This window comes from Burkholderia sp. Ac-20384 (genome assembly GCF_017104605.1).
In the GTDB taxonomy this organism is placed as follows: domain Bacteria; phylum Pseudomonadota; class Gammaproteobacteria; order Burkholderiales; family Burkholderiaceae; genus Burkholderia; species Burkholderia lata.
In genome coordinates this window covers 1-23,293 of record NZ_JAAGPE010000004.1, presented here as the reverse complement: position 1 = coordinate 23,293, position 23,293 = coordinate 1, and the positions used below count along the sequence as shown (strand labels likewise).

Annotated in this window: 20 protein-coding genes; 10 read left to right on the top strand and 10 right to left on the bottom strand. The window is 66.1% G+C overall.

Features of this window, described 5'->3' with window-relative positions; all coding sequences use genetic code 11:
- Position 1 precedes the first annotated feature (1 nt).
- Complete coding sequence (locus G3O00_RS01495) at positions 2 to 211, bottom strand: hypothetical protein (protein ID WP_206141794.1); 210 nt, start codon at positions 209 to 211, stop codon at positions 2 to 4.
- Between the two features lie 12 nt (positions 212 to 223).
- Positions 224 to 484 (bottom strand): DUF1488 family protein, encoded by a 261-nt coding sequence (locus tag G3O00_RS01490; protein WP_206141793.1) that lies wholly within the window; start codon positions 482 to 484, stop codon positions 224 to 226.
- Between the two features lie 94 nt (positions 485 to 578).
- Here G3O00_RS01490 and G3O00_RS01485 point away from each other — a divergent pair, with 94 nt between their 5' ends.
- From G3O00_RS01485 to G3O00_RS01470, 4 genes are all read left to right on the top strand, one after another.
- Positions 579 to 1,088 carry a hypothetical protein gene (locus tag G3O00_RS01485; RefSeq protein WP_206141792.1) on the top strand — a complete coding sequence of 170 codons (510 nt, stop codon included), beginning with the start codon at positions 579 to 581 and terminating at the stop codon, positions 1,086 to 1,088.
- Positions 1,085 to 1,345 (top strand): AlpA family phage regulatory protein, encoded by a 261-nt coding sequence (locus G3O00_RS01480; protein WP_241024890.1) that lies wholly within the window; start codon positions 1,085 to 1,087, stop codon positions 1,343 to 1,345. The genes G3O00_RS01485 and G3O00_RS01480 overlap by 4 nt, the downstream gene beginning before the upstream one ends.
- A 45-nt stretch (positions 1,346 to 1,390) precedes the next feature.
- Positions 1,391 to 1,720: a hypothetical protein gene (locus tag G3O00_RS01475; protein ID WP_206141791.1), complete on the top strand. Its 330-nt coding sequence runs from the start codon at positions 1,391 to 1,393 to the stop codon at positions 1,718 to 1,720.
- A gap of 316 nt (positions 1,721 to 2,036) precedes the next feature.
- Positions 2,037 to 2,960, top strand: a complete 924-nt coding sequence (locus G3O00_RS01470; RefSeq protein ID WP_206141790.1) for a recombination-associated protein RdgC — start codon at positions 2,037 to 2,039, stop codon at positions 2,958 to 2,960.
- 274 nt (positions 2,961 to 3,234) lie between these two features.
- Here the strand turns inward: G3O00_RS01470 and G3O00_RS01465 are convergent, their stop codons facing one another.
- Positions 3,235 to 3,765, bottom strand: a complete 531-nt coding sequence (locus tag G3O00_RS01465; RefSeq protein WP_206141789.1) for an isochorismatase family protein — start codon at positions 3,763 to 3,765, stop codon at positions 3,235 to 3,237.
- Positions 3,766 to 4,584: 819 nt separating this feature from the next.
- Between G3O00_RS01465 and G3O00_RS01460 the strand changes: the two genes are divergently transcribed.
- Positions 4,585 to 6,729: a hypothetical protein gene (locus tag G3O00_RS01460; protein WP_206141788.1), complete on the top strand. Its 2,145-nt coding sequence runs from the start codon at positions 4,585 to 4,587 to the stop codon at positions 6,727 to 6,729.
- 162 nt (positions 6,730 to 6,891) lie between these two features.
- On the opposite strand, the gene G3O00_RS01455 is transcribed toward G3O00_RS01460, so the two are convergent.
- From G3O00_RS01455 to G3O00_RS01435, 5 genes are all read right to left on the bottom strand, one after another.
- Complete coding sequence (locus tag G3O00_RS01455; RefSeq protein WP_174930931.1) at positions 6,892 to 8,292, bottom strand: GGDEF domain-containing protein; 1,401 nt, start codon at positions 8,290 to 8,292, stop codon at positions 6,892 to 6,894.
- A gap of 261 nt (positions 8,293 to 8,553) precedes the next feature.
- Positions 8,554 to 9,732, bottom strand: a complete 1,179-nt coding sequence (locus G3O00_RS01450; RefSeq protein ID WP_011352344.1) for an acetyl-CoA C-acyltransferase — start codon at positions 9,730 to 9,732, stop codon at positions 8,554 to 8,556.
- 50 nt (positions 9,733 to 9,782) lie between these two features.
- Positions 9,783 to 10,415, bottom strand: a complete 633-nt coding sequence (gene pncA / locus G3O00_RS01445) for a bifunctional nicotinamidase/pyrazinamidase (RefSeq protein ID WP_011352345.1) — start codon at positions 10,413 to 10,415, stop codon at positions 9,783 to 9,785.
- A gap of 40 nt (positions 10,416 to 10,455) precedes the next feature.
- Positions 10,456 to 12,540 (bottom strand): 3-hydroxyacyl-CoA dehydrogenase NAD-binding domain-containing protein, encoded by a 2,085-nt coding sequence (locus G3O00_RS01440; protein WP_174930932.1) that lies wholly within the window; start codon positions 12,538 to 12,540, stop codon positions 10,456 to 10,458.
- Between the two features lie 188 nt (positions 12,541 to 12,728).
- Positions 12,729 to 14,372, bottom strand: a complete 1,644-nt coding sequence (locus G3O00_RS01435; protein ID WP_206141787.1) for a 3-(methylthio)propionyl-CoA ligase — start codon at positions 14,370 to 14,372, stop codon at positions 12,729 to 12,731.
- 146 nt (positions 14,373 to 14,518) lie between these two features.
- Here G3O00_RS01435 and G3O00_RS01430 point away from each other — a divergent pair, with 146 nt between their 5' ends.
- From G3O00_RS01430 to G3O00_RS01410, 5 genes are all read left to right on the top strand, one after another.
- Entirely contained in the window at positions 14,519 to 16,087 is a 1,569-nt protein-coding gene (locus G3O00_RS01430) for a protein adenylyltransferase SelO (RefSeq protein ID WP_206141786.1), read from the top strand.
- 44 nt (positions 16,088 to 16,131) lie between these two features.
- Entirely contained in the window at positions 16,132 to 16,563 is a 432-nt protein-coding gene (gene msrB, locus G3O00_RS01425; RefSeq protein WP_206141785.1) for a peptide-methionine (R)-S-oxide reductase MsrB, read from the top strand.
- Between the two features lie 121 nt (positions 16,564 to 16,684).
- Complete coding sequence (locus G3O00_RS01420; RefSeq protein ID WP_011352350.1) at positions 16,685 to 17,215, top strand: septation protein A; 531 nt, start codon at positions 16,685 to 16,687, stop codon at positions 17,213 to 17,215.
- A gap of 1 nt (position 17,216) precedes the next feature.
- Positions 17,217 to 17,525, top strand: coding sequence for a BolA family protein (locus G3O00_RS01415; protein WP_011352351.1), 309 nt, complete (start codon positions 17,217 to 17,219; stop codon positions 17,523 to 17,525).
- 18 nt (positions 17,526 to 17,543) lie between these two features.
- On the top strand, positions 17,544 to 18,326 hold the full coding sequence (locus G3O00_RS01410) for a peptidylprolyl isomerase (protein WP_011352352.1): 783 nt from the start codon (positions 17,544 to 17,546) through the stop codon (positions 18,324 to 18,326).
- A gap of 171 nt (positions 18,327 to 18,497) precedes the next feature.
- Here G3O00_RS01410 and G3O00_RS01405 read toward each other — a convergent pair whose 3' ends face one another.
- A complete protein-coding gene (locus tag G3O00_RS01405; protein ID WP_174930992.1) occupies positions 18,498 to 19,043 on the bottom strand; it encodes an N-acetyltransferase in 546 nt (181 codons plus the stop codon).
- A 5-nt stretch (positions 19,044 to 19,048) separates the two neighbouring features.
- Positions 19,049 to 23,113 (bottom strand): phosphoribosylformylglycinamidine synthase, encoded by a 4,065-nt coding sequence (purL, locus tag G3O00_RS01400; RefSeq protein WP_206141784.1) that lies wholly within the window; start codon positions 23,111 to 23,113, stop codon positions 19,049 to 19,051.
- Positions 23,114 to 23,293: the final 180 nt, after the last annotated feature.

Below are 23,293 nucleotides of genomic sequence, written 5' to 3'. Positions count from 1 at the left end.
TTCAGCCGTAGCGGCTCAGCCACTCGACCGAGAAGTTCTTCGCGTACGCGACAGCCTCGGCCTCGGTGGCGAACTCGCCCAGCGAGCGGAACGCGGCCTCGCGGTTGAAGCCGACCTTCGTCACTTCGACCTGTGCGGCGAACTTGCCGTCATCAGTGGGGCGCGGCGTGCAGTTCATCTCGTAGCCGCGCATCAGAAAAACAGACTTCATGGGTGGTGCTCTTCAAAAATCGTATGTGCCAACGCCGATCACGTTGCCCGACGGGATGCCGAGTTTTTCGGCGGCCGCCGCGAATATCCGCTCTTTGCCGCGCTCGAACGCTGCCAGCCGGTCGGTGGCGTCACCCGGCGGATTGCCGAAGTGGTCCTCCAGCGCCTCGCGCGACACGCAGAAGCGCTGAACGATGCCGTCGACGGTCAACGAGAAGTGAACGTCGCCGCTTTTCACAAACGGTTCCGTGCCTGGTGTCGGTTCGTGCGCCACGGCGCTCTCCTTTCGAATGTGGAAGCGATCCTAGCATGACTGAATCGACACAGAAAATCATCGACATCACACGCAAGCACTGGGGACTCTGACAATGGCGGGAACGAAGAAGAAGCCGCGCAGCAAGTACGACCCGCGCCGGGCGTTATCGGCCGCGGAGCGCCTAGACGCGCGCGCGCACGGTCGGAGGCGGCTGCTGGACTCGCAGTTGCGGGACATGGGGATCGCGTATCGGATCGCCTTCGACCGGATGCGATCTGGCCGCGGCGACGCGTCGACTTGGTCGACGCTCAACGGGATGATGCATATCGCTGCGGCCATGGCCGAGCGCGGCATCGGCTACGAGCACACCGACGAGCTCGACCGCGCGCTGGCAGGCATTGAGCGGGCCGAGCGACACGGCCGCGAGTCAGGGTGCTGGACGTTTGACGGCGATGCTCTGTCGGCCGTCTGCGACGCGCTCATCATCCACGACGCGCAGCTCGAGGTGGCCACGATTGGCGACGCACGGGAGGCTATCGAAGAGGCCGAGCGTCGCATCGACCAGGAGATGGGCGCACGGCCGGCAAACGACAGCGCGGCGGCGCAAAGGATGGCAGCATGACCAACACGAACGCAATGGCATCGGCCGAGATCCTGACGCTTCCCAACGTGGGCGCCGCCGGTGCGTACGCCTCAACCGGCGAACGCCTCATTCGACTCCCGCAAGTGCTTGAGCTGGTTGGGCTTGGCAAGACCACCATCTACGCGCTGATGAAGGGCGACGAGTTTCCGCAGCCGAGGAAGGTGCGGAATGTCTCCCTGTGGGTCGAGTCAGAGGTTCAATCGTGGATCCGGTCGATCGCGCAGCCGGCAGCATGATGCCGCGCCACCAAGACAAAACGGACGGTTCGCCGTCCGTTTTTTATGTCCGCGCCCAGCCGAGAAAAAACCGGGTATCAGGCCGGGTATCAAACTCTACTGCCGACAAATATTTTCTTTAAAATCAATGTCGAGCTACGCCATATCGCGATTCAACTTCCACATGACGATATGACGGATCACTTCGGTTGCTCCTGTTCGTTCTGGTTCGGCGACTTGCCTGTCACCCTTCTTGCCAGTCGGGCATCTTACGCCCTTCCACCGTTCGCTCGCGTTCGCCGGGAATTGCGTCTGGCCGAGAAAGATGCGGGTAACAAAGCGGGTATCGTTTCGATCACGCGAAGACGATACCCGCTTTTTCACCGTGCCACTTGACGCCGTCAAGATCCGACAAGCAAAGGCAGGCGATAAGCGTACCAAACTTGCCGACTTCGATGGACTGGATCTGTTGGTGAGTCCGACCGGCTCCAGGCTATGGCGATACAAGTGCAGAATTGCTGGGAAGGAGAGTTTCTTTGCTATCGGCGAATATCAAAGCATCACCCTTCAAGACACGCGTGGCGAATTTAGCGAGCGATGCCCACCTACCCGGCGCTACAACAGTCAACGACTTGAACCGCCACATCGACCGACCGAATCCGCACCGGAAGCATCACCGTCATATAGAATGGTGCGCTTTGCCCGTACTCCTATGTGGTTCAAGAACCTTCAGCTTCACCGTCTTCCGGCACCTTGGGCCGTTACCCCCGATCAGATGGAAAAATGGCTGGCGCCCCACGCGTTTCAGCCGGGCAGCAGCGTCGAGATGCAGAGCCACGGATGGGCGTCGCCGCGTGACGACGGCGCACTGGTGTATTCGATCAACCGGCAAATGTTGCTGACGTTTCGTGCCGAAAAGAAGCTGCTCCCGGCGTCGGTCGTCAATCAGGTGACCAAGGAGCGAGCGCTCGAAGTCGAGGAGCAGCAGGGCTTCAAGGTAGGGCGAAAGCAGATGCGCGAGCTCAAGGAGCAAGTGACCGACGAACTGCTCCCGCGCGCGTTCACCATTCGCCGCGACACCCGCGTGTGGATCGATACGGTGAACGGCTGGCTCGTCATCGATGCGGCTTCACAGGCTGTTGCCGACGACGTTCGCGGCCTGCTCGTCAAATCGATCGATCAGTTGCCGCTCGCCGGTGTTCAGGTGGCGCATTCGCCGGTCGCCGCGATGACGGATTGGCTGTTGTCCGGCGAAGCGCCGGGCGGATTCACCGTGGACCAGGACGCCGAGTTGCGCTCGAGCGGCGAAGGCGGCGCCACGGTGCGATACGTCGGCCACGCGCTGGAAGCGAACGACATGCGCCGGCACATCGAGGCCGGCAAACAATGCATGCGCCTTGCGATGACCTGGGACAACCGGATCTCCTTCGTGCTGACGCCGTCGTTGACGATCAAGCGCGTGACGCCGCTCGACGTGATCAAGGAAGCGTCGGATCCGACCGCGCAGAACGACGCTGAACGCTTCGACTCGGATGTCACGCTGATGACCGGTGAATTGGGGCGGATGCTCACCAGTCTCATCGATATCCTGGGTGGCGAGCAGCACAACTCGCTTCATCAGGCGGCAGCAGCCTGAACGCCGTCGGCGGCCGAGAAACCTCCCCGCGACGGTGAGGTTTCGCGACGGCGCGACAGTACAACGAGGACTGTCGTTGCCCTGTCGGAGGGTCGCGACCGGGCGCTCGCGCACGATGCCCGATTCTTCTCCGTGTCGGCCGCCGACGCGAGGATCCCGCCCGCGACCGCCGGCAGCCAGCCTACCGGACCTGCCGGCTCCAATGTCCGACATCCCGAGATTCACGCATCCGGCCCCTGGAACGCGGTTTCCGTCAGCGCACCGGCACCTCGACTCACTTGATCAGGCGCAGCCCATCGCGAAAACGCGGATGCCGGCTGGAGCCCAGCCATTCGAACGCGATCATCTCGACCGTCGCGATTTGCACCCCCGCCGCCCCGAGCCGAGCGATCCCCGCATCCCGGTCGATCGTCTTGCGCGACCCCACGGCATCGCTGACCACCGTGACTTTGCGGCCGCTGCGCAACAACCCGAACGCCGTTTGCAACACGCACACGTGCGCCTCGCAACCGGCGACGATCACGCTATTGCGCCCGGCCGGCAATGCATCGACCAGGCCCTCCGCGCATGCGTCGAAATGGTCCTTGACGACGGTGTTCGAACACAGCTCCTTGATCTCCGGTACGTTCCGGCCCAGCTGGACTGGGCTCTGCTCGGTACCCAGCACCGGCACCTCGAGTATCTGCGCGATACGGGCAAGTCGGACAGCCTGCGTGACAACGGCTACCCCGTCGTGAATCACCGGCATCAGCCGCGTCTGAAAATCAACCAATACGACCACTGAATCGTCGGACACGTGCAGCACGGCGCATTCTCCGGAGTGAAGGGGACGTCAACCACCATCGACCATCGATGAATAGTCGCTCTGTCGCAAAATCGTCAGCCCCGCAAAAGACGAATATCGAATCGCATCAGTGACCGACTGCGTCAATTCGGTAAGCGGAGGCGAGCCCCAAGCCTACCAAACTTGCCGACGCCGCAGGTGCGATCGCGTGACGTCCGGTTCTCGGGATCACCCGCCGGTCCGGTCGCAGGAACGCCGGTTGCTCACTGCTCCGGATTGCCTGATCCACCGCATTCCGCGCCTTCCGTTTGCCCCACCCGGGACACAGCGACGAGCGAACCGTCACGATTCAGTCCCGGTTCGGAATCAATCGCCAATACGGACATCGATTGCCAATCTAATTTCACCAGCCTCAATAATCAGCGCCCCCAATTCATCATGAATTCGCATATTTTACCGATTCGGCAAGCAATAATTGCAGCCTCATTTAAGAACATTATTCGAAAGCCGTCAAATCATTATTGACTTCGACTTTATCCGAACTTTAGAATCCCCTACGACGGCTTACGTTTTGTTTATCACGGCGCACACGCACCAACGCCGGCACTACACCGGAGCCTCAACCGAGAAGTCTTTCATGCCTGGCCGGGGCAGCGCCTCCTTTTTTTCAAATCGAGAATTAACCATCAATCGGTTATTTCCCATTCAATTCACCCCCGAATCACGCCCGGATTAATTCCATCATTCCCAGGAATTCCGCAATACCGGACGAAGCAAGCCGAGCAGCCGCTCACTCGATAATTCTCATAAAAATCGCCAGTCATCAGGAGGGACATCAACATGCATCGCCTTGCGAAGTCGCTGTGTCTCGGATTCATCTGCGCCGGCCTGCTTGCGGCCTGCAATGACGACGACGTCAAATCGAGCAACCCGCCGTCGAACACTGCGGCGCTGTCGTTCCGCATGGACAACGGCGGCCAGATCAACGCGTTCTACCGGCAGGACAAGGTCGCCGCGCACCTGCTGGTGCGCTCGTCGACGAAACCACGGTTGCTCGTGGTCTTCCCCGCCGGCAACAGCGGCACCGGGCTGTGGTTCGACGACACCGCACAGCCGGTGAACTGGAGCCTCGATACGTCGCCGTCCGCGCTATCGGCTCCCGACACGCACGGTCGTCCGCTGTACGGCATAGGCGCCGACGTGTCGGTCGACACCAACACGCTGACGATCCGCCAGGGCGTACTCAGCAACGTGCGCTTCCTGCGCGACTTCAACGGCGGCGCGACGATTCCGCAGCAGATCCTCACCGCGCCGACGGTCCAGGGCGGCGCCGCGCAATGGCAACGCGACCGGATCGATGGCGCGCCCGGCTATTCACTGCGCATCACGCTGCGCGACGGCGGCAGCATTACGCCGGCGGCGGGCGGCAAGCTCGTCCTGAGCGCACCGGCGGGCTCGCACACATTGCGACTGCATGTCGACGCGCTGTCGGGCGAGACACCGTTATCGCCGATCACGCGCACCGACCTGCTCGCGCCGTCCGTGAACCCCGACCCGGTGAGCCAGAACGTGCTCGAGTTCCTGAGCTTCCACGACAAGCTGCTGGCCGGTTCGTGGCAGTACGACACCTACTTCGGCCGCGACACGCTGATCTCGGTACGCATGCTGATGCCCGTGCTCGAACCCGCGGCGGTCGAGGCCGGTCTGTCGTCGGTGCTGAGCCGGCTGTCGACCGACGGCAAGGTCGCACACGAAGAAGGGATCGGCGAATTCGCCCTCGTCGACAACCAGAAGAACGGCCGGCCGAACGATCCGACGCCGACCTACGATTACAAGATGATCGACAGCGACTACCTGCTCGCGCCGATCGCGGCCGCGTGGCTGATCGACGACACGCGGGGCCAGGCCCGCGCGGCCGCGTATCTCGCGCAGCGCGGCAGCGACGGGCAGACCAATGGCAGCCGCCTGGTCGTCAACCTGCTGCACGTCGCGTCAACCGCTCAGCCATTCGCGCAGCAGCCGTCGGTCGCGAACCTGATCCACCTGCGGCCCGGCGAGATCGTCGGCAACTGGCGCGACAGCACCGACGGGCTCGGCGGCGGCGTCTACCCATACGACGTGAACGCGGTGCTCGTGCCCGCCGCGTTGCGCGCAGCGAACGCATTCCTCACGCGCGGCCTGCTAGATCCGTATCTGGATGCCGGACAGCGCGCGACGCTCGCCAACACGGCGAACCAGGCGGCCACATGGGAAACGCAGGCACCATCGCTGTTCCAGGTCAGCGTGCCGGCCGCGCAGGCAGCCACCGACGTGTCGGCCTATGCGCCGTCCGCCGGCGTGCCGGCCGGCGCCGCGCCGGGCACACCGCTGGCGTTCTACGCACTGTCGCTTGATCAGCAGGGCAACCCGATTCCGGTGATGAATTCCGACGGCGGCTTCGCACTGCTGTTCGGCACACCGCCGGACGACGAACTTCAGCGGATCGTCGCCGACGTCACGCGGCCGTTCCCGACCGGGCTCGTGACCGATGCCGGCATGCTGATCGCGAATCCCGCGTATGCCAGCCAGGCGCTGTGGCCGAAGTTCACGAGTTCCGCGTATCACGGCACGGTGATCTGGTCGTGGCAGCAGGCGATGTGGGTGGCCGGGCTCGATCGCCAGCTCGCGCGCCAGGACCTGTCGGCCGCGACACGCACGCTGCTCACGCAGGCGCGGCAGACGATCTGGCAGGTGATCTCGAACGGACGCGACATGCGGACGTCGGAGATGTGGACGTGGTCGTACGTGAACGGCAAGTACCAGACCGATGCATTCGGCACGCGCAGCGCGGACGCCACCGAAGCGAACGCGGCGCAGCTCTGGAGTACGACGTATCTCGCGATCCGCGATCCGCAGCAGCGCGCGGGCAAGTACTGGTGGCAGGCGTCGCAGCGGATGCAGGATGCGCAGCCGAAGCAGAGCGCGGCGGCCCTGGCATCGCGGTAACGCATCGCCGGACGCGTGCTGACCGGGCATGCAAAAGCCCCGGGGCGTTACCGCCTCCGGGGCTTCGTTAGAGATCGAGGCGCTCGACACCGCCGCTGTACGCCCGAGTTGCCGAATGTCCCGCGCCCGGTCACCGGTGCCCGCATGCCGCGCAAAACCATGTCACCGCGACACGACCCGGTTCCGCCCTTCCCGCTTCGCCTGATACAAGCGCTCGTCGACCACGCGCAGCAACGCATCCACCGTGCTGCCGTCGGCCCCGTATTGCGCGACGCCCACGCTGACCGTCACCTGCACACGCTTGAAATCGAGCCCGAATGGCGAGCTCGCGATCGACGAGCGCACGCGCTCGGCCGTCATCCGCGCGCCTTCGAGCGGCATATCCGGCAGCAACGCCATGAATTCCTCGCCGCCGACGCGTGCCAGCCCGCCCGCCGGCCGGATCGCATCGAGGCACTGGCGCACGACGCCGCGCAGCACCTCGTCGCCGATCTGGTGCCCGTACGCATCGTTGATGTTCTTGAAATTGTCGAGATCGAGCGCGAGCAGGCAGAACGGTGTGCCGTCACGCTCGGCCCGCACCATCTCGCGCTCGACCTGCGCGATGAACTGCCGGCGGTTCGACGCGCCCGTCATCGGGTCGGTCGCGGCCATGTATTCGAGCTTCTGGTTCGTGCGTCGCAGCTCCTGCAGCGCGCTCTCGGTACGCGCCATCGATTCCGACAGCCGGCTCATCAGGTCTTCCTGGCTGTAGATCGCCGAGAATGAGCGCGTCGTCTGCAGCGCCTGCACGACACCGTAGCTGAGCAGGAAGAAGCCGCCGGCGAAAATCGCATGCGCGAGCCACCACATGTGATTCCACGGCTTGCCGAGGATGAACGCGAGCGACGACAGCGCGAACGCCATGATCGACACGCCGTAGATCACCATCAGCGGCGAGCGGATCCGCCGCGCGAGCAGCACGGCGACGTTCAGCAGCGAGAACACGAGCGCGCCGCCCTCCATCGACAGCCGTGTGCCCAGCGCGCCCGCGACCGGCGAATATGCGATGTACGCGACGACCACGTTCACGATCACGAAAAACACGATCCACGGCAGCCACGTGCGCACGCTGGTGCGCTTCTCGATCCGATCGGGCGGACGCGAATACGACAGCAGGCCCGTGAGCAGCAGGATCGACATCACGAGCCGCGACGCGGGTCCGTACAGCAGGAACAGCCAGATGTTGTGATGCGCCATTCCGGTGAATGCACCGTGCAGCGCGTAGATCATCGCGAAGCCGAGAAAGCCAAGTGTCAGCCAGCGCAGCAGCGGCTCGCCAGATGAGCGGTAGCACACCCACGTCACGTAGGTGACGAACGCGCCTTCGAGGGTCGCGGCAGCGATTGCGATTTCATGGAACGCGTGGCTCTCGAACACGACGTGCGGGTCGCTGAAGAACCACAGATAGGCGATCAGATAGGCAGGCAGCAACGCGAATCCAATCAGCAGGCATTTCGCGTAGAGCCTCGCGGCCGCGCTGACGACGCGCGGCGGTTCCCCGGCTGCATAGGTCGTACTCATTCGGTCCCCGGTCGGTCTGCTGCGTTGGTTCGAACCTTCGCGGCACGGATCGCGCGACGCATGATCCGGCCCATCGTGCCGAAAGGCAAATGTCAGAGCAAGTATAGGTGGGGCAATTCGTTTGACAAGTAAGGGGAAACGGCATTGCCGGGCGCATGCCTTTTGCTTCCCGATTGTTTCGAATGGTGGTTCAGTCGCACCGATTCGCGTCGCGGCCGCCTGCCTCGCCGAAGCGAAACCGCGGCCGCCATCTGCCAAAGATCAGAGGATTTCGAACAGGCCGGCTGCGCCCTGCCCGCCGCCGATGCACATCGTGACGACCACGTACTTCACGCCGCGCCGCTTGCCTTCGATCAGCGCATGGCCCGTCAGGCGTGCGCCCGATACGCCGTACGGATGGCCGACCGCGATCGCGCCGCCGTTCACGTTCAGTCGATCTTCAGGAATCCCGAGCGTGTCGCGACAGTACAGCACCTGCACCGCGAACGCTTCGTTCAATTCCCACAGGCCGATATCGTCGACCTTCAGCCCTGCCTGCTTCAGCAGCTTGGGTACCGCGAACACGGGGCCGATGCCCATCTCGTCCGGCTCGCACCCGGCCACCGCGAAACCGCGGAACACGCCGAGCGGCTGCAGCCCTTCGCGCTGCGCGGCGTCGGCGCTCATCACGACGCAGGCCGACGCGCCGTCCGAGAACTGGCTCGCGTTGCCGGCGGTGATCACGCCACCCGGCACGGCCGACCGGATCTTCGACACGCCCTCGAGCGTCGTGTCGGGGCGGATCCCTTCATCGGCCGAGACCGTCACTTCCTTCGTGAACAGGCGGCCCGTCGCCTTGTCGGCGAGGCCCGCGAGCACGGTGATCGGCGCGATCTCGTCGCGGAAGCGCCCGGCTTCCTGCGCGGCCGCCGCCCGCAGTTGCGACTGCACGCCGTACTCGTCCTGCCGCTCCTTCGAGATGCCGTAGCGCTTCGCGACGTTCTCGGCGGTCTGCAGCATGTTCCAGTAGATCTCGGGCTTGTGCTGCACGAGCCAGCCTTCCTGGATCATGTGGTGGTTCATCTCGTTCTGCACGCACGAGATCGATTCGACGCCGCCCGCCACATACACTTCGCCTTCACCCGCGATGATCCGTTGCGCGGCCAGTGCGATGGTCTGCAGCCCGGACGAGCAGAAACGGTTCACCGTCATCCCCGGCACCGTCACGGGCAGCCCCGCGCGCAGTGCGATCTGCCGCGCGATGTTCGCGCCGGTCGCGCCTTCGGGGTTCGCGCACCCCATGATCACGTCCTCGACGCGTGCGGGGTCGAGCTTCGAGCGTTCGAGCGCGGCCGCGACCGCGTGGCCGCCGAGCGTCGCGCCGTGCGTCATGTTGAAAGCACCGCGCCAGGATTTCGCCAGCGGCGTGCGGGCGGTCGATACGATTACGGCTTCGGTCATGCGAGTCTCCTTCGGTCCTGCATCATGTCCTGAATCGGATGGGGAATGCGCTACGCCTGCGGGCGCGCGCCCGCGGACGTCACATGCGCGACGCCCGCTGCCTGCATCTGTTGCCATGCGTGGGCGAGCGACCCGTTCAGGTCGATCGCGCGGCACGCATCGTTGATCACTGCGGCTTCGAAACCGGCCGCTCGCGCATCGAGCGCCGACCACGCGACGCAGTAGTCGGTCGCGAGCCCGCAGCACCACACGCGCTTCGCGCCGAGCTCGCGCAGATAGCCCGCGAGCCCGGTGCGCGTCGTGCGGTCGGCTTCGACGAACGCGGAATAGCTGTCGACCTGCGCATCGCCGCCCTTGCGGATCACGAGCCGCGCGTGCGGGATGTCGAGGTCGCGATGCAACGCCGCGCCGTCGGTGTCCTGCACGCAGTGCACGGGCCACAACACCTGCTCGCCGTACGGCAGCGCGAGCGTGGAGAACGGTTCGCGGCCCGGGTGGTTCGCCGCGAACGACACGTGCTCGCGCGGGTGCCAGTCCTGCGTCAGCACGACCTGGTCGAAGCGTTGCGCCAGCGCGTTGATCACCGGCACGACCGCGTCGCCGTCGGGCACCGCGAGCGCGCCGCCCGGCATGAAGTCGTATTGCACGTCGATCACGAGCAGTACGTCGTCGGTGCGTTTCATTGCGTTTCTCCGGGTGTGCGTCGCGCCGCGATCCGGCGCGTCAGCCGTTGAACCCGCGGCCCGCCTTCGCGAGCTCCGCGATCGACGGCGCGAGCTGCCATGCGTCGCCGTTCGGTGCCGCCGCGTAGCGGCGAATCGCGCGCTCGACGTTGTAGAGGCCGACCACGTCCGCGTACAGCATCGGGCCGCCGCGCCACAGCGGGAAGCCATAGCCGGTCAGGTAGACCATGTCGATGTCGGACGCCTTCGACGCGATCTTCTCTTCGAGGATCTTCGCGCCTTCGTTGGCCAGCGCGAACACGAGCCGCTCGACGATCTCGTCGTCGCCGATCTTGCGTCGCTCGACGCCGCGTTCCTTCGAATACGCGACGACCATCTCGTCGACGAGCGACGACGGCTTCGCCTTGCGATCGCCCGGTACGTAGTCGTACCAGCCGGCGCCCGTCTTCTGGCCGAAGCGGCCCTGCTCGCACAGGCGGTCGGCAATCTTCGAGTACTGGAGATCGGGCTGCTCGATGTAGCGGCGCTTGCGGATCGCCCAGCCGATGTCGTTGCCGGCGAGGTCGCTCATCCGGAACGGGCCCATCGCGAAACCGAATTTCTCGATCGCACGGTCGACTTGCGCGGGCAGCGCGCCTTCCTCGAGCATGAAGAGCGCCTGGCGGATGTACTGCTCGATCATCCGGTTGCCGATGAAGCCGTCGCACACGCCCGACACGACCGCCGTCTTGCGGATCTTCTTCGCGACGGCCATCACGGTGGCGAGCACGTCCTTCGCGGTCTGCGCGCCGCGCACGACCTCGAGCAGCTTCATCACGTTCGCCGGGCTGAAGAAGTGCATGCCGACGACGTCCTGCGGGCGCTTCGTGAACGCCGCGATCTTGTCGACGTCGAGCGTCGACGTGTTCGACGCGAGGATCGCACCCGCCTTCGCGACTTCGTCGAGCTTCTTGAACACCTGCTCCTTCACGCCGAGTTCCTCGAACACGGCCTCGACGATCAGGTCGGCGTCCTTCAGGTCGTCGTAGGACAGCGTCGGCGTGATCAGCGCCATGCGCGCATCGAGCTTCTCCTGCGTGAGCTTGCCCTTCTTCACCTGCGCGTCGTAGTTCTTGCGGATCGTCGCGACGCCGCGCTCGAGCGCGTCCTGTTTCGTCTCGAGCAGCGTGACGGGCAGGCCTGCGTTGACGAAGTTCATCGCGATCCCGCCGCCCATCGTGCCCGCGCCGATCACGCCGACGCGGCGGATCTCGCGCAGCGGCGTATCGGCCGGCACGTCGGGAATCTTGCTCGCGGCGCGCTCGCCGAAGAACGCATGCCGCAGCGCGCGGCTTTCCGGCGTCATCATCAACGCGACGAAACCCTCGCGCTCGGCAACACTGCCCTTGTCGAAGCCGTGCAGCACGCCGGCCTCGATCGCGTCGATGCACTTGTGCGGTGCGGGGAAATTCGGTGCGGCGGCCCGGGCCGAATTGCGCGCGAACTGGATGAAGCCCGCGGCGTTCGGGTGGACGATCTTGCGATCGCGCACGCGCGGATGCGGCCCCTTCTGCGCACCGACCTTGCGGGCGAACGCGACGGCCGCGTCGAGCAGGTCGCCGTCGGCCATTTCGTCGAACAGCCCGCTCTTCGCGAGCTGCTCCGACGGCACCGGCGCGCCCGACACGATCATGTTCAGCGCGGTTTCGAGCCCCACCGCACGCGGCAGGCGCTGCGTGCCGCCCGCGCCCGGCAACAGGCCGAGCTTCACTTCGGGCAGCGCGACCTGCGCGCCCGGTGCCGCGACGCGATAGTGCGCGCCGAGCGCGAGCTCGAGGCCGCCGCCCATCACGACGCTGTGCAGCGCCGCGACGACGGGCTTCGCGCTTGCCTCCACCGCGTGAATCACGGTGTGCAGCGTCGGCTCCTGCAACGCCTTCGGCGTATTGAATTCGGTGATGTCGGCGCCGCCCGAAAATGCGCGTCCCGCGCCGGTCAGCACGATGGCCGTGACCGACGGGTCCTGCGCGGCGCGATCGAGCGCGTCCATGACGCCCTGACGGGTCGACAGGCCGAGCCCGTTGACGGGCGGATTGTTGAGTGTAAGGACGGCCACGCCGTCGCGAGTCGAGTAATCCACTGCCATCTGCCTGCCTCCATGCATCGCGCGCCGGGGTGGCTGCGCTTCATTGTGCGCGGTCGAACAGCCGCATGTCCGGATGAACGGAGGCAGCATACAACGAAAAAGCACGGTCGTTCAATTTGAATTTTGCTCCCGATCCGGGGACGGATCGGGCGACTGCTTCACGAGCCGCTTCCGGCCCGGGCCCGGCGTTACGGCTCGCAGACCGCCGTCGGCAACACGAAATCGCGGAACGTCTCGCGCAGCTTCAGCTTCTGCAGCTTGCCGGTCGCGGTGTGCGGCAGCGATTCGACGAATACGACGTCGTCGGGAATCCACCATTTCGCGACCTTGCCTTCGTAGAACGCGAGCAGCGCGTCGCGGCTCAGGTTCGCCCCTTCGCGCGGCACCACGACGAGCAGCGGGCGCTCGGTCCATTTCGGGTGCGCACAGGCGATGCAGGCGGCCTCGGCCACGCCCGGGTGCGCGATCGCGACGTTCTCGATGTCGATCGAGCTGATCCACTCGCCGCCCGACTTGATCACGTCCTTGCTGCGGTCGGTGATCTGCAGGAAGCCGTCGGGGTCGATCGTCGCGACGTCGCCGGTCGGGAACCAGCCGTCCGACAGCGGCGACGACTCGCCGCGAAAGTAGTGGTCGATCACCCACGGGCCGCGCACCTGCAGTTCGCCGAACGCGACGCCGTCCCACGGCAGCTCCTGGCCGTCGTCGCCGACGATGCGCATGTCGACGCCGCAGATCACGCGCCCCTGCTTCTCGAGCAGCTTGCGCTGCGCGTCGAGCGGCCGCTGCGATTGCGCCCAGTTCAGCTTCGCGAGCGTGCCGAGCGGCGACAGCTCGGTCATCCCCCATGCGTGGATCACGCGCACGCCGTATTCGTCCTCGAAGGTACGCAGCATCGCGGGCGGGCACGCGGAGCCGCCGATCACCGTGCGGTTCAGCGTCGAGAAGCGCACGCCGGCTTCGCGCATGTAGTTGAGCAGGCCGAGCCACACGGTCGGCACGCCCGCGGAGAACGTCACGCGCTCGGCTTCCATCAGCTCGTACAGCGATTTCCCGTCGAGATCCTTGCCGGGCAGCACGAGCTTGCCGCCCGTGAGCGGCACCGCGTACGGCAGCCCCCATGCGTTGACGTGGAACATCGGCACGACGGGCAGCACGGCGTCCATCGCGGACAGGTTCATCGCGTCGGGCAGCGCGGCGCCGTACGCGTGCAGCACGGTCGAGCGGTGCGAATACAGCACGCCCTTCGGGTTGCCGGTCGTGCCCGACGTGTAGCAGAGCCCCGACGCCTGCTGCTCGTCGAGGCGCGGCCAGTCGTAGTGGCCATCCTCCGCTTCGACGAGCGTTTCGTAGCAGAGGAACGGCGTCGTGCCGGACGGCAGGTGTGCTGCGTCCGTCATCGCGACCCAGCCCTTCACATGCGGACATTGCGGCGCGATGGCCTCGACGAGCGGCGCGAAAATGATGTCGAAGAAGACGTAGCGGTCTTCCGCGTGATTGACGATGTACGCGATCTGTTCGGGGAACAGCCGCGGGTTGATCGTATGGCACACGGCCCCCATGCCGCCGATCCCGTAATACGCTTCCAGATGCCGGTAGCCGTTCCACGCGAGCGTACCGACGCGATCGCCGGATTCGACGCCGAGCCGCGTGAGCGCCTGCGCCAGCTGCTTCGCGCGGCGTTCGCAATCGCGGTACGTGTAGCGATGCAGATCGCCTTCCACGCGCTTCGACACGATCTCCGTATCGCCGGCGTGCCGCGCGGCATGAGAAATCAGCGAGGACACCAGTAACGGCATGTCCATCATCTGGCCCAGCAACGGCTTACCCATCGTCTTGTTCTCCGTGAGGATGCGAATCGGTGCCTCTGCGGCGCGCCCGTCAGCGGCCCCGGACGGGCGTGGCGCACGGTGCGCGGGCCACCATGCGGGCGGCGCGGCGCCGCCTTACAATATCGGCTTACCCAGAGGCGCTCAACATGTCGTTTTCCCGAAGCGCAGCCGATGCGGCTGACACCCTCCCCGACCTCGCCGCCACGCTCGGCGAGCCCGCCGTTGGCGCGTTCGTCACGCTCGGCGACGCGTTTCATACGCGGCTGCCGGCCGCGCCGCTTGCGGCGCCGTACGTCGTCGGCTTTTCCGGCGAAGTCGCGCAACTGCTCGACCTGCCGCCGTCGATCGCCGCGCAGCCCGGCTTCGCCGAGCTGTTCGCCGGCAACCCGACGCGCGACTGGCCTGCCAACGCGATGCCGTATGCATCGGTGTATTCCGGCCACCAGTTCGGCGTGTGGGCCGGCCAGCTCGGCGACGGCCGCGCGCTGACGATCGGCGAGCGCACCGGCACGGACGGCCGCCGCTACGAGCTGCAGCTGAAAGGCAGCGGCCGCACGCCGTATTCGCGGATGGGCGACGGCCGCGCGGTGCTGCGCTCGTCGATCCGCGAATTCCTGTGCTCGGAAGCGATGCATCACCTCGGCATCCCGACCACGCGCGCACTGACGGTGATCGGTTCCGACCAGCCGGTGGTGCGCGAAGAGATCGAAACGTCGGCCGTCGTCACGCGCGTGTCGGAGAGCTTCGTGCGCTTCGGCCACTTCGAGCACTTCTTCTCGAACGATCGCCCCGACCTGCTGCGCCAGCTCGCCGATCACGTGATCGACCGCTTCTATCCGGAGTGCCGCAACGCCGACGATCCGTACCTCGCGCTGCTCGAAGCCGCGACGCTGCGCACGGCCGATCTCGTCGCGCAGTGGCAGGCCGTCGGCTTCTGCCATGGCGTGATGAACACCGACAACATGTCGATCCTCGGCGTGACGATCGACTACGGCCCGTTCGGCTTCGTCGATGCGTTCGACGCGAACCACATCTGCAACCACTCGGATACGAGCGGCCGCTACGCCTACCGGATGCAGCCGCGCATCGCGCACTGGAACTGCTATTGCCTCGCGCAGGCACTGCTGCCGCTGATCGGCCTGCAGCACGGCATCGCCGACGACGATGCGCGCGCCGAACGTGCAGTGGAGGACGCGCAGGCCGTGCTCGCGAAGTTCCCGGAACGGTTCGGCCCCACGCTCGAACGTGCGATGCGTGCGAAGCTCGGCCTCGAGCTCGAACGCGAGAACGATGCCGAGCTCGCCAACAAGCTGCTCGAGACGATGCATGCGAGCCACGCGGATTTCACGCTGACGTTCCGCCGGCTCGCGCAGATCTCGAAGCACGACGCGAGCCGCGACGCGCCCGTGCGCGACCTGTTCATCGACCGCGACGCGTTCGATGCGTGGGCGAACCTCTACCGCGCGAGGCTGTCCGAGGAAACGCGCGACGACGCGGCACGTGCAGCCGCGATGAACCGCGTGAACCCGAAATACGTGTTGCGCAACCATCTCGCCGAAGTCGCGATCCGGCGCGCAAAGGAAAAGGATTTTTCGGAAGTCGAGCGGCTCGCGCAGATCCTGCGCCGGCCGTTCGACGAACAACCGGAGCATGAAGCGTACGCGGCGTTGCCGCCCGACTGGGCCGGGTCGCTCGAAGTGAGCTGCTCGTCCTGAGCCCCAACCCGCGCGACTCGACCGACCGATCAGGAGAACCCCACATGTCCCACGATTCCGACGACAAGACCTTCCCGTACGAGAAGGACGACGCCGAGCTGCGCCGCCGGCTCACGCCGATGCAGTACGAAGTCACGCAGCACGCGGCCACCGAGCGTGCGTTCACCGGCGAATACACCGACACCGAAGACGACGGCATCTACAAATGCGTCGTCTGCAGCACGCCGCTGTTCGAATCCGGCTCCAAATTCCACTCGGGCTGCGGCTGGCCCAGCTACTTCAAGCCGCTCAACAGCGAGGTGATCGACGAACAGGTCGACTACTCGCACGGGATGGTGCGCGTCGAGGTGCGCTGCAACCACTGCGGCGCGCATCTCGGCCACGTCTTCGAGGACGGCCCGCGCGACCAGACCGGTTTGCGGTACTGCATCAATTCGGCTGCGTTAAACTTCGAGTCCCGACCCGAAAACGAATGAGCGGCGCCGGGCGGATCCGCGGGGCGCCCCTCGCGCCGCCCGATCCGCTCCGGCGGTGCCTGGCGGGTCCCTACAACGGTGAAAGGCCGCGCAAGCGGCCTTTTACGCAGCTGCGAGCGCCATGAAATTCCTGTTCGATCTGTTTCCGATCATCCTGTTTTTTGCCGCCTTCAAGGTCTGGGGCATCTTTACCGCTACCGCCGTCGCGATCGTCGCGACGCTGGCCCAGGTCGCATGGGTTGCCTTCCGGCACCGGAAGGTCGACACGATGCTGTGGGTCAGCCTCGGCGTGATCGTCGTTTTCGGTGGCGCCACCCTCGTCCTGCATGACGAGAAATTCATTCAATGGAAACCGACTGTGCTGTACTGGCTGTTTGCGATCGGGCTGCTCGCCGCGCGCTATGCGTTCGGCAACAACCTGATCGAGAAGATGATGGGCAAGCAGCTCACGCTGCCGCACCCCGTGTGGGACAAGCTGAACGTCGCCTGGGCGCTGTTCTTCGCGGTGCTCGGCGTCGCGAACCTGTACGTGGTGCACAACTTCACCGAATCGCAATGGGTGAACTTCAAGCTGTTCGGCACGACGGGCGCGATGGTCGTATTCATCATCCTGCAAAGCCTGTGGCTCACGAAATACCTGAAGGACGAGTGACATGACGGACGCCTTTCTCCACGCGTCGCCCGACGAACGCATCGCGCTGATCGAAGCGCGCCTCACCGCGGCGCTCGCGCCCGAATCGCTCACCGTGCGCGACGACAGCGCGCAGCACGCGGGCCACGCCGGCGCGTCCGCCGGCGGCCACTTCACGGTCACGATCGTGTCGGCCGCCTTCGCGGGCAAGCCGCGCGTCGCGCGGCACCGGCTGGTGTATGATGCGCTCGCTGATGCGATGCAGCGCGGCATTCACGCGCTCGCGATCGTGGCTTACACGCCCGAAGAATTCAACGAATCTTCAATCTAGTCTCATTAGGAATTCCCGATGATCCTGAAATCCCCCCGCCTGTGGGTCGCGGCGGCTGCTTTTGCAGCGGCACCGGCATTTGCCCAGAACATCGCCGTCGTCAACGGCACGCCGATTCCGAAGTCGCGCGCCGACGCGATGGTTGCTCAGCTCGTCCAGCAAGGCCAGACCGACAGCCCGCAACTGCAGCAGGCCGTTCGCCAGGAACTCGTGAACCGCGAAATCCTGATGCAGGAAGCGATCCGCGAAGGCATCCCGAACCGTCCGGACGTGAAGGCGCAAATCGCCGTCGCGCAGCAGACCGTCGTGCTGCGTTCGATGATCGAGAGCTTCCTGAAGAAGAACCAGCCGACCGATGCCGAAGTGAAGGCGCGTTACGACGACCTGGTCAAGGGCGCCGGCGGCAATCGTGAATACCACCTGCACCACATCCTCGTCGACAACGAGCAGCAGGCGAAGGACCTGATCGCGAAGATCAAGGCCGGCGCGAAGTTCGAGGATCTCGCGAAGCAGTACTCGAAGGATCCGGGTTCGGGCAAGAACGGCGGCGATCTCGACTGGTCCGACCCGAAGGCGTACGTGCCGGAATTCGCGGCGGCCGCGCAGAAGCTGCAGAAAGGCCAGATGACCGACACGCCGGTGAAGACGCAGTTCGGCTGGCACATCATCCGTGTCGACGACATCCGCGACATCGCCCCGCCGCCGTTCGATCAGGTGAAGGCACAGATCGCGCAGCAACTCGTGCAGCAGAAGCTGCAGGCGTTCGAGGAAGGTCTGCGCCAGCAGGCAAAGATCCAGTAACGCGGGCGCTCGTCGCCCGTGTATCGAAAAGCCGCTCTTCGGAGCGGCTTTTTTATTGCTCGCGCACTGCCTGCGGCCGCGTCACGATGCGCTTGCAGCCCGGCAAAAGAAAAAGGCCGCTCCAAAGAGCGGCCCTTTCCGTACCGGATTCACGCACACCGCAAGCGCCGGCTACGCGGGATAGAACACGTCGTGATAGCGAACGTCACCCGACGGCCGCGGCGCCGAATCGTCGAGCGACAGCGCGAGGAAATACTCGGGCGGCACGCCCGGGAACACGATGTCGCCGGACGGCGCAAAGCCGAACCGCGTGTAATACGCGGGTTCGCCGAGCAGCACGCAGCCGCGTGCGCCAAGCCGGCGCAACGCGTCAAGCCCCGTGCGCACCAACCCCGCACCGATGCTCTGCCGCTGGCAGTCGGGCAGCACCGCGAGCGGTGCCAGCCCGTACCAGCCCTGGCTGCCGGACGGTTCGCCACCGATCGACACCGGCGAGAACGCAACATGCCCGATCAGGCGGCCGTCGCGCTCCGCGACGAGCGAGACGCTCAACGCACCGTCCGCACGCAGCGTATCGACGATCCGCCGTTCGAACTGCCCGCCTTCCGGCTCGCCCGCGAACGCAGCGACGATCACGCGACCGATCGCGTCGCCCTCGCTTGCGCGCTGGTCGCGCAGCGTGACGACCTCGACCGGTGCGTTCGGGTCGAACATCATCCCGATCAGCCGATCCAGCGGCGCGCGTTGCGGAACACGCGCATCCACGGGCTCGCTTCACCCCAGCTTTCCGGGTGCCAGCTCATCGCGACCGTACGATGCACACGCTCCATGTGCGGCATCAGCACCGAGAAGCGGCCGTCGGCCGTCGTGACCGACGTGATACCGGCCGGCGAGCCGTTCGGGTTGAACGGATAGGCCTCGGTCGCTTCGCCGCGGTGGTCGACGTAACGCATCGCGACCGCGACGCGATCGATGTCGCCCTGCTGCGAGAAGTCCGCGTAGCCTTCGCCGTGCGCGACCGCGACCGGAATCCGCGAGCCTTCCATCCCCGCGAAGAAGATCGACGGCGACTTTTCCACTTCGACGAACGAGAAGCGCGCCTCGAACTGCTCGGACTTGTTGCGCGTGAACTTCGGCCACGCTTCCGCGCCCGGGATCATCGACGCGATGCTCGACAGCATCTGGCAGCCATTGCAGATGCCGAGGGCGAACGTGTCCGGACGCGCGAAGAACGCCGAGAACATGTCGGCGAGGTTCGCGTTGAAACGGATCGTCTTCGCCCAGCCTTCGCCCGCGCCCAGCACGTCACCGTACGAGAAGCCACCGCAGGCGACCGCGCCCGCGAAATCGGCGAGGGTCGCACGGCCGGCCAGCAGGTCGCTCATGTGCACGTCGTGTGCATCGAAGCCCGCGCGATCGAACGCGTAGGCCGTTTCAAGATGCGAGTTCACGCCCTGCTCGCGCAGGATCGCGACGCGCGGCCGCGCGCCCGTCGCGATGAACGGCGCGGCGATGTCGTCGGCCGGATCGAAGCTCAGTACCGGCGAGATGCCCGGATCGGCCACGTCGAGCAGCGCGTCGTATTCGGCATCCGCGCATGCGGGGTTGTCGCGCAGGCGCGCGATGCGCCAGCTCACTTCGCTCCATGCGCGATGGAGTTCGGTGCGCGGTGCGTCGAAGACCTTCTTCGCGTCGCGATACACCTCGATCACGTCGCGGTCGTTGACCGAGCCGATCACGTGCGAGCACGCCGACAGGCCGAACTCGCGCAGCGCGCCGAGCACCGCGTCACGATCGGTCGCACGCACCTGCACGACGGCGCCGAGTTCCTCGGAGAACAGCGCGCGCAGCGTGCGGTCTTCGCGACGGCCGCTCGTCTGCTTCGCCCAGTCCTTCGCGTCGCCGTAGTCGGATTCGTGATTCGGGTCGAGCGTCAGCATGTCGACGTTCAGCGACACGCCCGCGTGGCCCGCGAACGCCATTTCACATACCGTCGCCCACAGGCCGCCGTCCGAGCGGTCGTGGTATGCGAGCAGCTTGTCTTGCGCATTGAGCGACTGGATCGCGTTGAAGAAACGCTTCAGGTCTTCTGCGTCGTCAACGTCCGGCGTCGTGTCGCCGACCTGCTGCGTAACCTGCGCGAAGATGCTGCCGCCCATCCGGTTCTTGCCGCGGCCGAGATCGATCGCGATCAGCACGCTGTCGCCCGCGTCGGCGATGCGGCGCAGTTGCGGCGTCAGGTGACGGCGTACATCCTCGACCGGCGCGAACGCGGAGATGATCAGCGACACCGGCGACACCACTTCCTTCGCGACGCCCTGTTCGTCCCACTTCGTCTTCATCGACAGCGAATCCTTGCCGACCGGGATACCGATCCCGAGTGCCGGGCACAGCTCCATGCCGATCGCCTTGACCGTGTCGAACAGCGCGGCATCTTCGCCGGCCGTGCCGCATGCAGCCATCCAGTTCGCCGACAGCTTCAGCTTGTCGAGCGACGCAATCGGCGCGCTCGCGATGTTCGTGATCGCCTCGCCGACCGCCATGCGGCCCGATGCCGGTGCATCGATCACCGCGAGCGGCGTGCGCTCGGCCATCGTCATCGCTTCGCCCTTGAAGCCCGCGTAGTCGAGCGCGGTGACCGCGCAGTCGGCCACCGGCACCTGCCACGGGCCGACCATCTGGTCGCGCACCGACGTGCCGCCGACCGAGCGGTCGCCGATCGTGATCAGGAACGACTTGCTGCCGACCGTCGGGTGCTTCAGCACGTCGACCGCGACTTCCGACAGCGCGATGCCCGTCACGTCGACCGGCACGCGCTCGGTCGCCACGCGCGCGACGTCGCGATGCATGCGCGGCGGCTTGCCGAGCAGCACTTCCATCGGCATGTCGACCGGGTATTCGTCGGTGCCCGTCGCTTCGTCGTCGACGAGCTTCAGCTGGCGTTCGTCGGTTGCGACACCGACCACCGCGAACGGGCAGCGCTCACGTGCGCAGATCGCCTCGAAGCGCGGCAGGTCGGCCGGCGCGATCGCCAGCACGTAGCGCTCCTGCGCTTCGTTCGACCAGATTTCGCGCGGCGACAGGCCCGATTCCTCGAGCGCGACCTTGCGCAGCTCGAAGCGCGCGCCCTTGCCCGCACCGTCGACGATCTCGGGGAACGCGTTCGACAGGCCGCCCGCGCCGACGTCGTGGATGCTCAGGATCGGGTTTTCCGCGCCGAGCTGCCAGCAGCCGTTGATCACTTCCTGCGCGCGACGCTCGATTTCGGGGTTGCCGCGCTGCACCGAGTCGAAGTCGAGTTCGGCCGTGTTCGCGCCGGTCGCCATCGAGCTCGCGGCGCCGCCGCCCATCCCGATCCGCATGCCGGGGCCGCCGATCTGGATCAGCAGCGAGCCGGCCGGCACGTCATGCTTGTGCGTATGTTGGTCGGCGATGTTGCCGAGGCCGCCCGCGATCATGATCGGCTTGTGATAGCCCTGCACCTTCCCGCCGACGTTCTGCTCGTACACGCGGAAATAGCCGCCGAGGTTCGGACGGCCGAATTCGTTGTTGAACGCAGCGCCGCCGAGCGGGCCGTCGATCATGATCTGCAGCGGCGACGCGATGCGGTCCGGACGGCCGTACGGGCCGTGCGCGTCGTTCGGGTTGCGCTCGCCGACCGGCTGGGCCGCGTCGCGTGCGTTTTCCCACGACTGGCGTGCGTCGGGCAGATCGAGGTTCGACACGGTGAAACCCGTGAGGCCGGCCTTCGGACGCGCACCGCGGCCCGTGGCGCCTTCGTCGCGGATCTCGCCGCCCGCGCCGGTCGCCGCACCCGGGAACGGCGAGATCGCCGTCGGGTGGTTGTGCGTCTCGACCTTCATCAGCGTGTGCGTGAGCTCGGTGTGGCGGCCGTAGCGCTCGCCCGGCTCGCCAGCCGCGCCCGCGTTGCGCGGGAACCAGCGTTCGGCTTCGGCGCCGACCATGATCGACGAGTTGTCCGAATACGCGACGATCGTGCCCTGCGGGTTCAGCTTTTCGGTGTTGCGAATCATCGCGAACAGCGACATGTCCTGCGCTTCGCCGTCGATCGTCCACTGCGCGTTGAAGATCTTGTGGCGGCAGTGCTCGCTGTTCGCCTGCGCGAACATCATCAGTTCCACGTCGGTCGGATTGCGTTCGAGCTTGCGGAACGCGTCGACCAGGTAGTCGATCTCGTCGTCGGCGAGCGCGAGGCCCAGCTCGACGTTCGCGCGTTCGAGCGCACCACGGCCGACGCCCAGCACGTCGACGCTCGCGAGCGGCTTGGCCGGCAGTTCGTCGAACAGGTGCTTCGCGTCGTCACGCGCCGCGACCACGCTTTCGGTCATCCGGTCATGCAGCGCGGCTGCGACGGCCGCGCGAGCATCGTCCGACAGCGCCTTCTTGCCGCCGAGCAGGCCCGACTTCAGCGTGACCGTGAACTCGACGCCGCGCTCGATGCGGCGCACCTGCGTGAGGCCGCAGTGCTGCGCGATGTCGGTCGCCTTGCTCGCCCACGGCGAGACCGTGCCGAAGCGCGGCAGCACGACGAAGGTCTCGGCCGTGCCCTTCTCGGTCGCGGGCTCGAACGGCGCGCCGTAGTGCATCAGCGCGTCGATGCGCGCGCTGTCGTCGGCCGACAGCGGCTCGGCCGCATTGACGAAGTGCAGGAACTGCCCGCGCACCGCGACGATGTTGGCGTCGATTTGCTTGAGCGTGTCGAGCAGACGGGTTTGACGGAAATCGGAGAGGGCCGAAGCGCCGGGAAAACACGAGAAGTGAGCCATGGGCTGGACTGACGTCGATGAGTCGCGCGAGGTGGCGACGTGGGGCGAAAGGAAGGCCGTAATTATACCCGGAAGTCGGTCGCCCCAGACCGGCCAATCGGTAGCCCGCATGCACCGCAACGGTGCCGCGGTGTGCGCCGCCCACGGGCCGCCCGCCGGGCCGCCCCGCGCGGGCGCGGC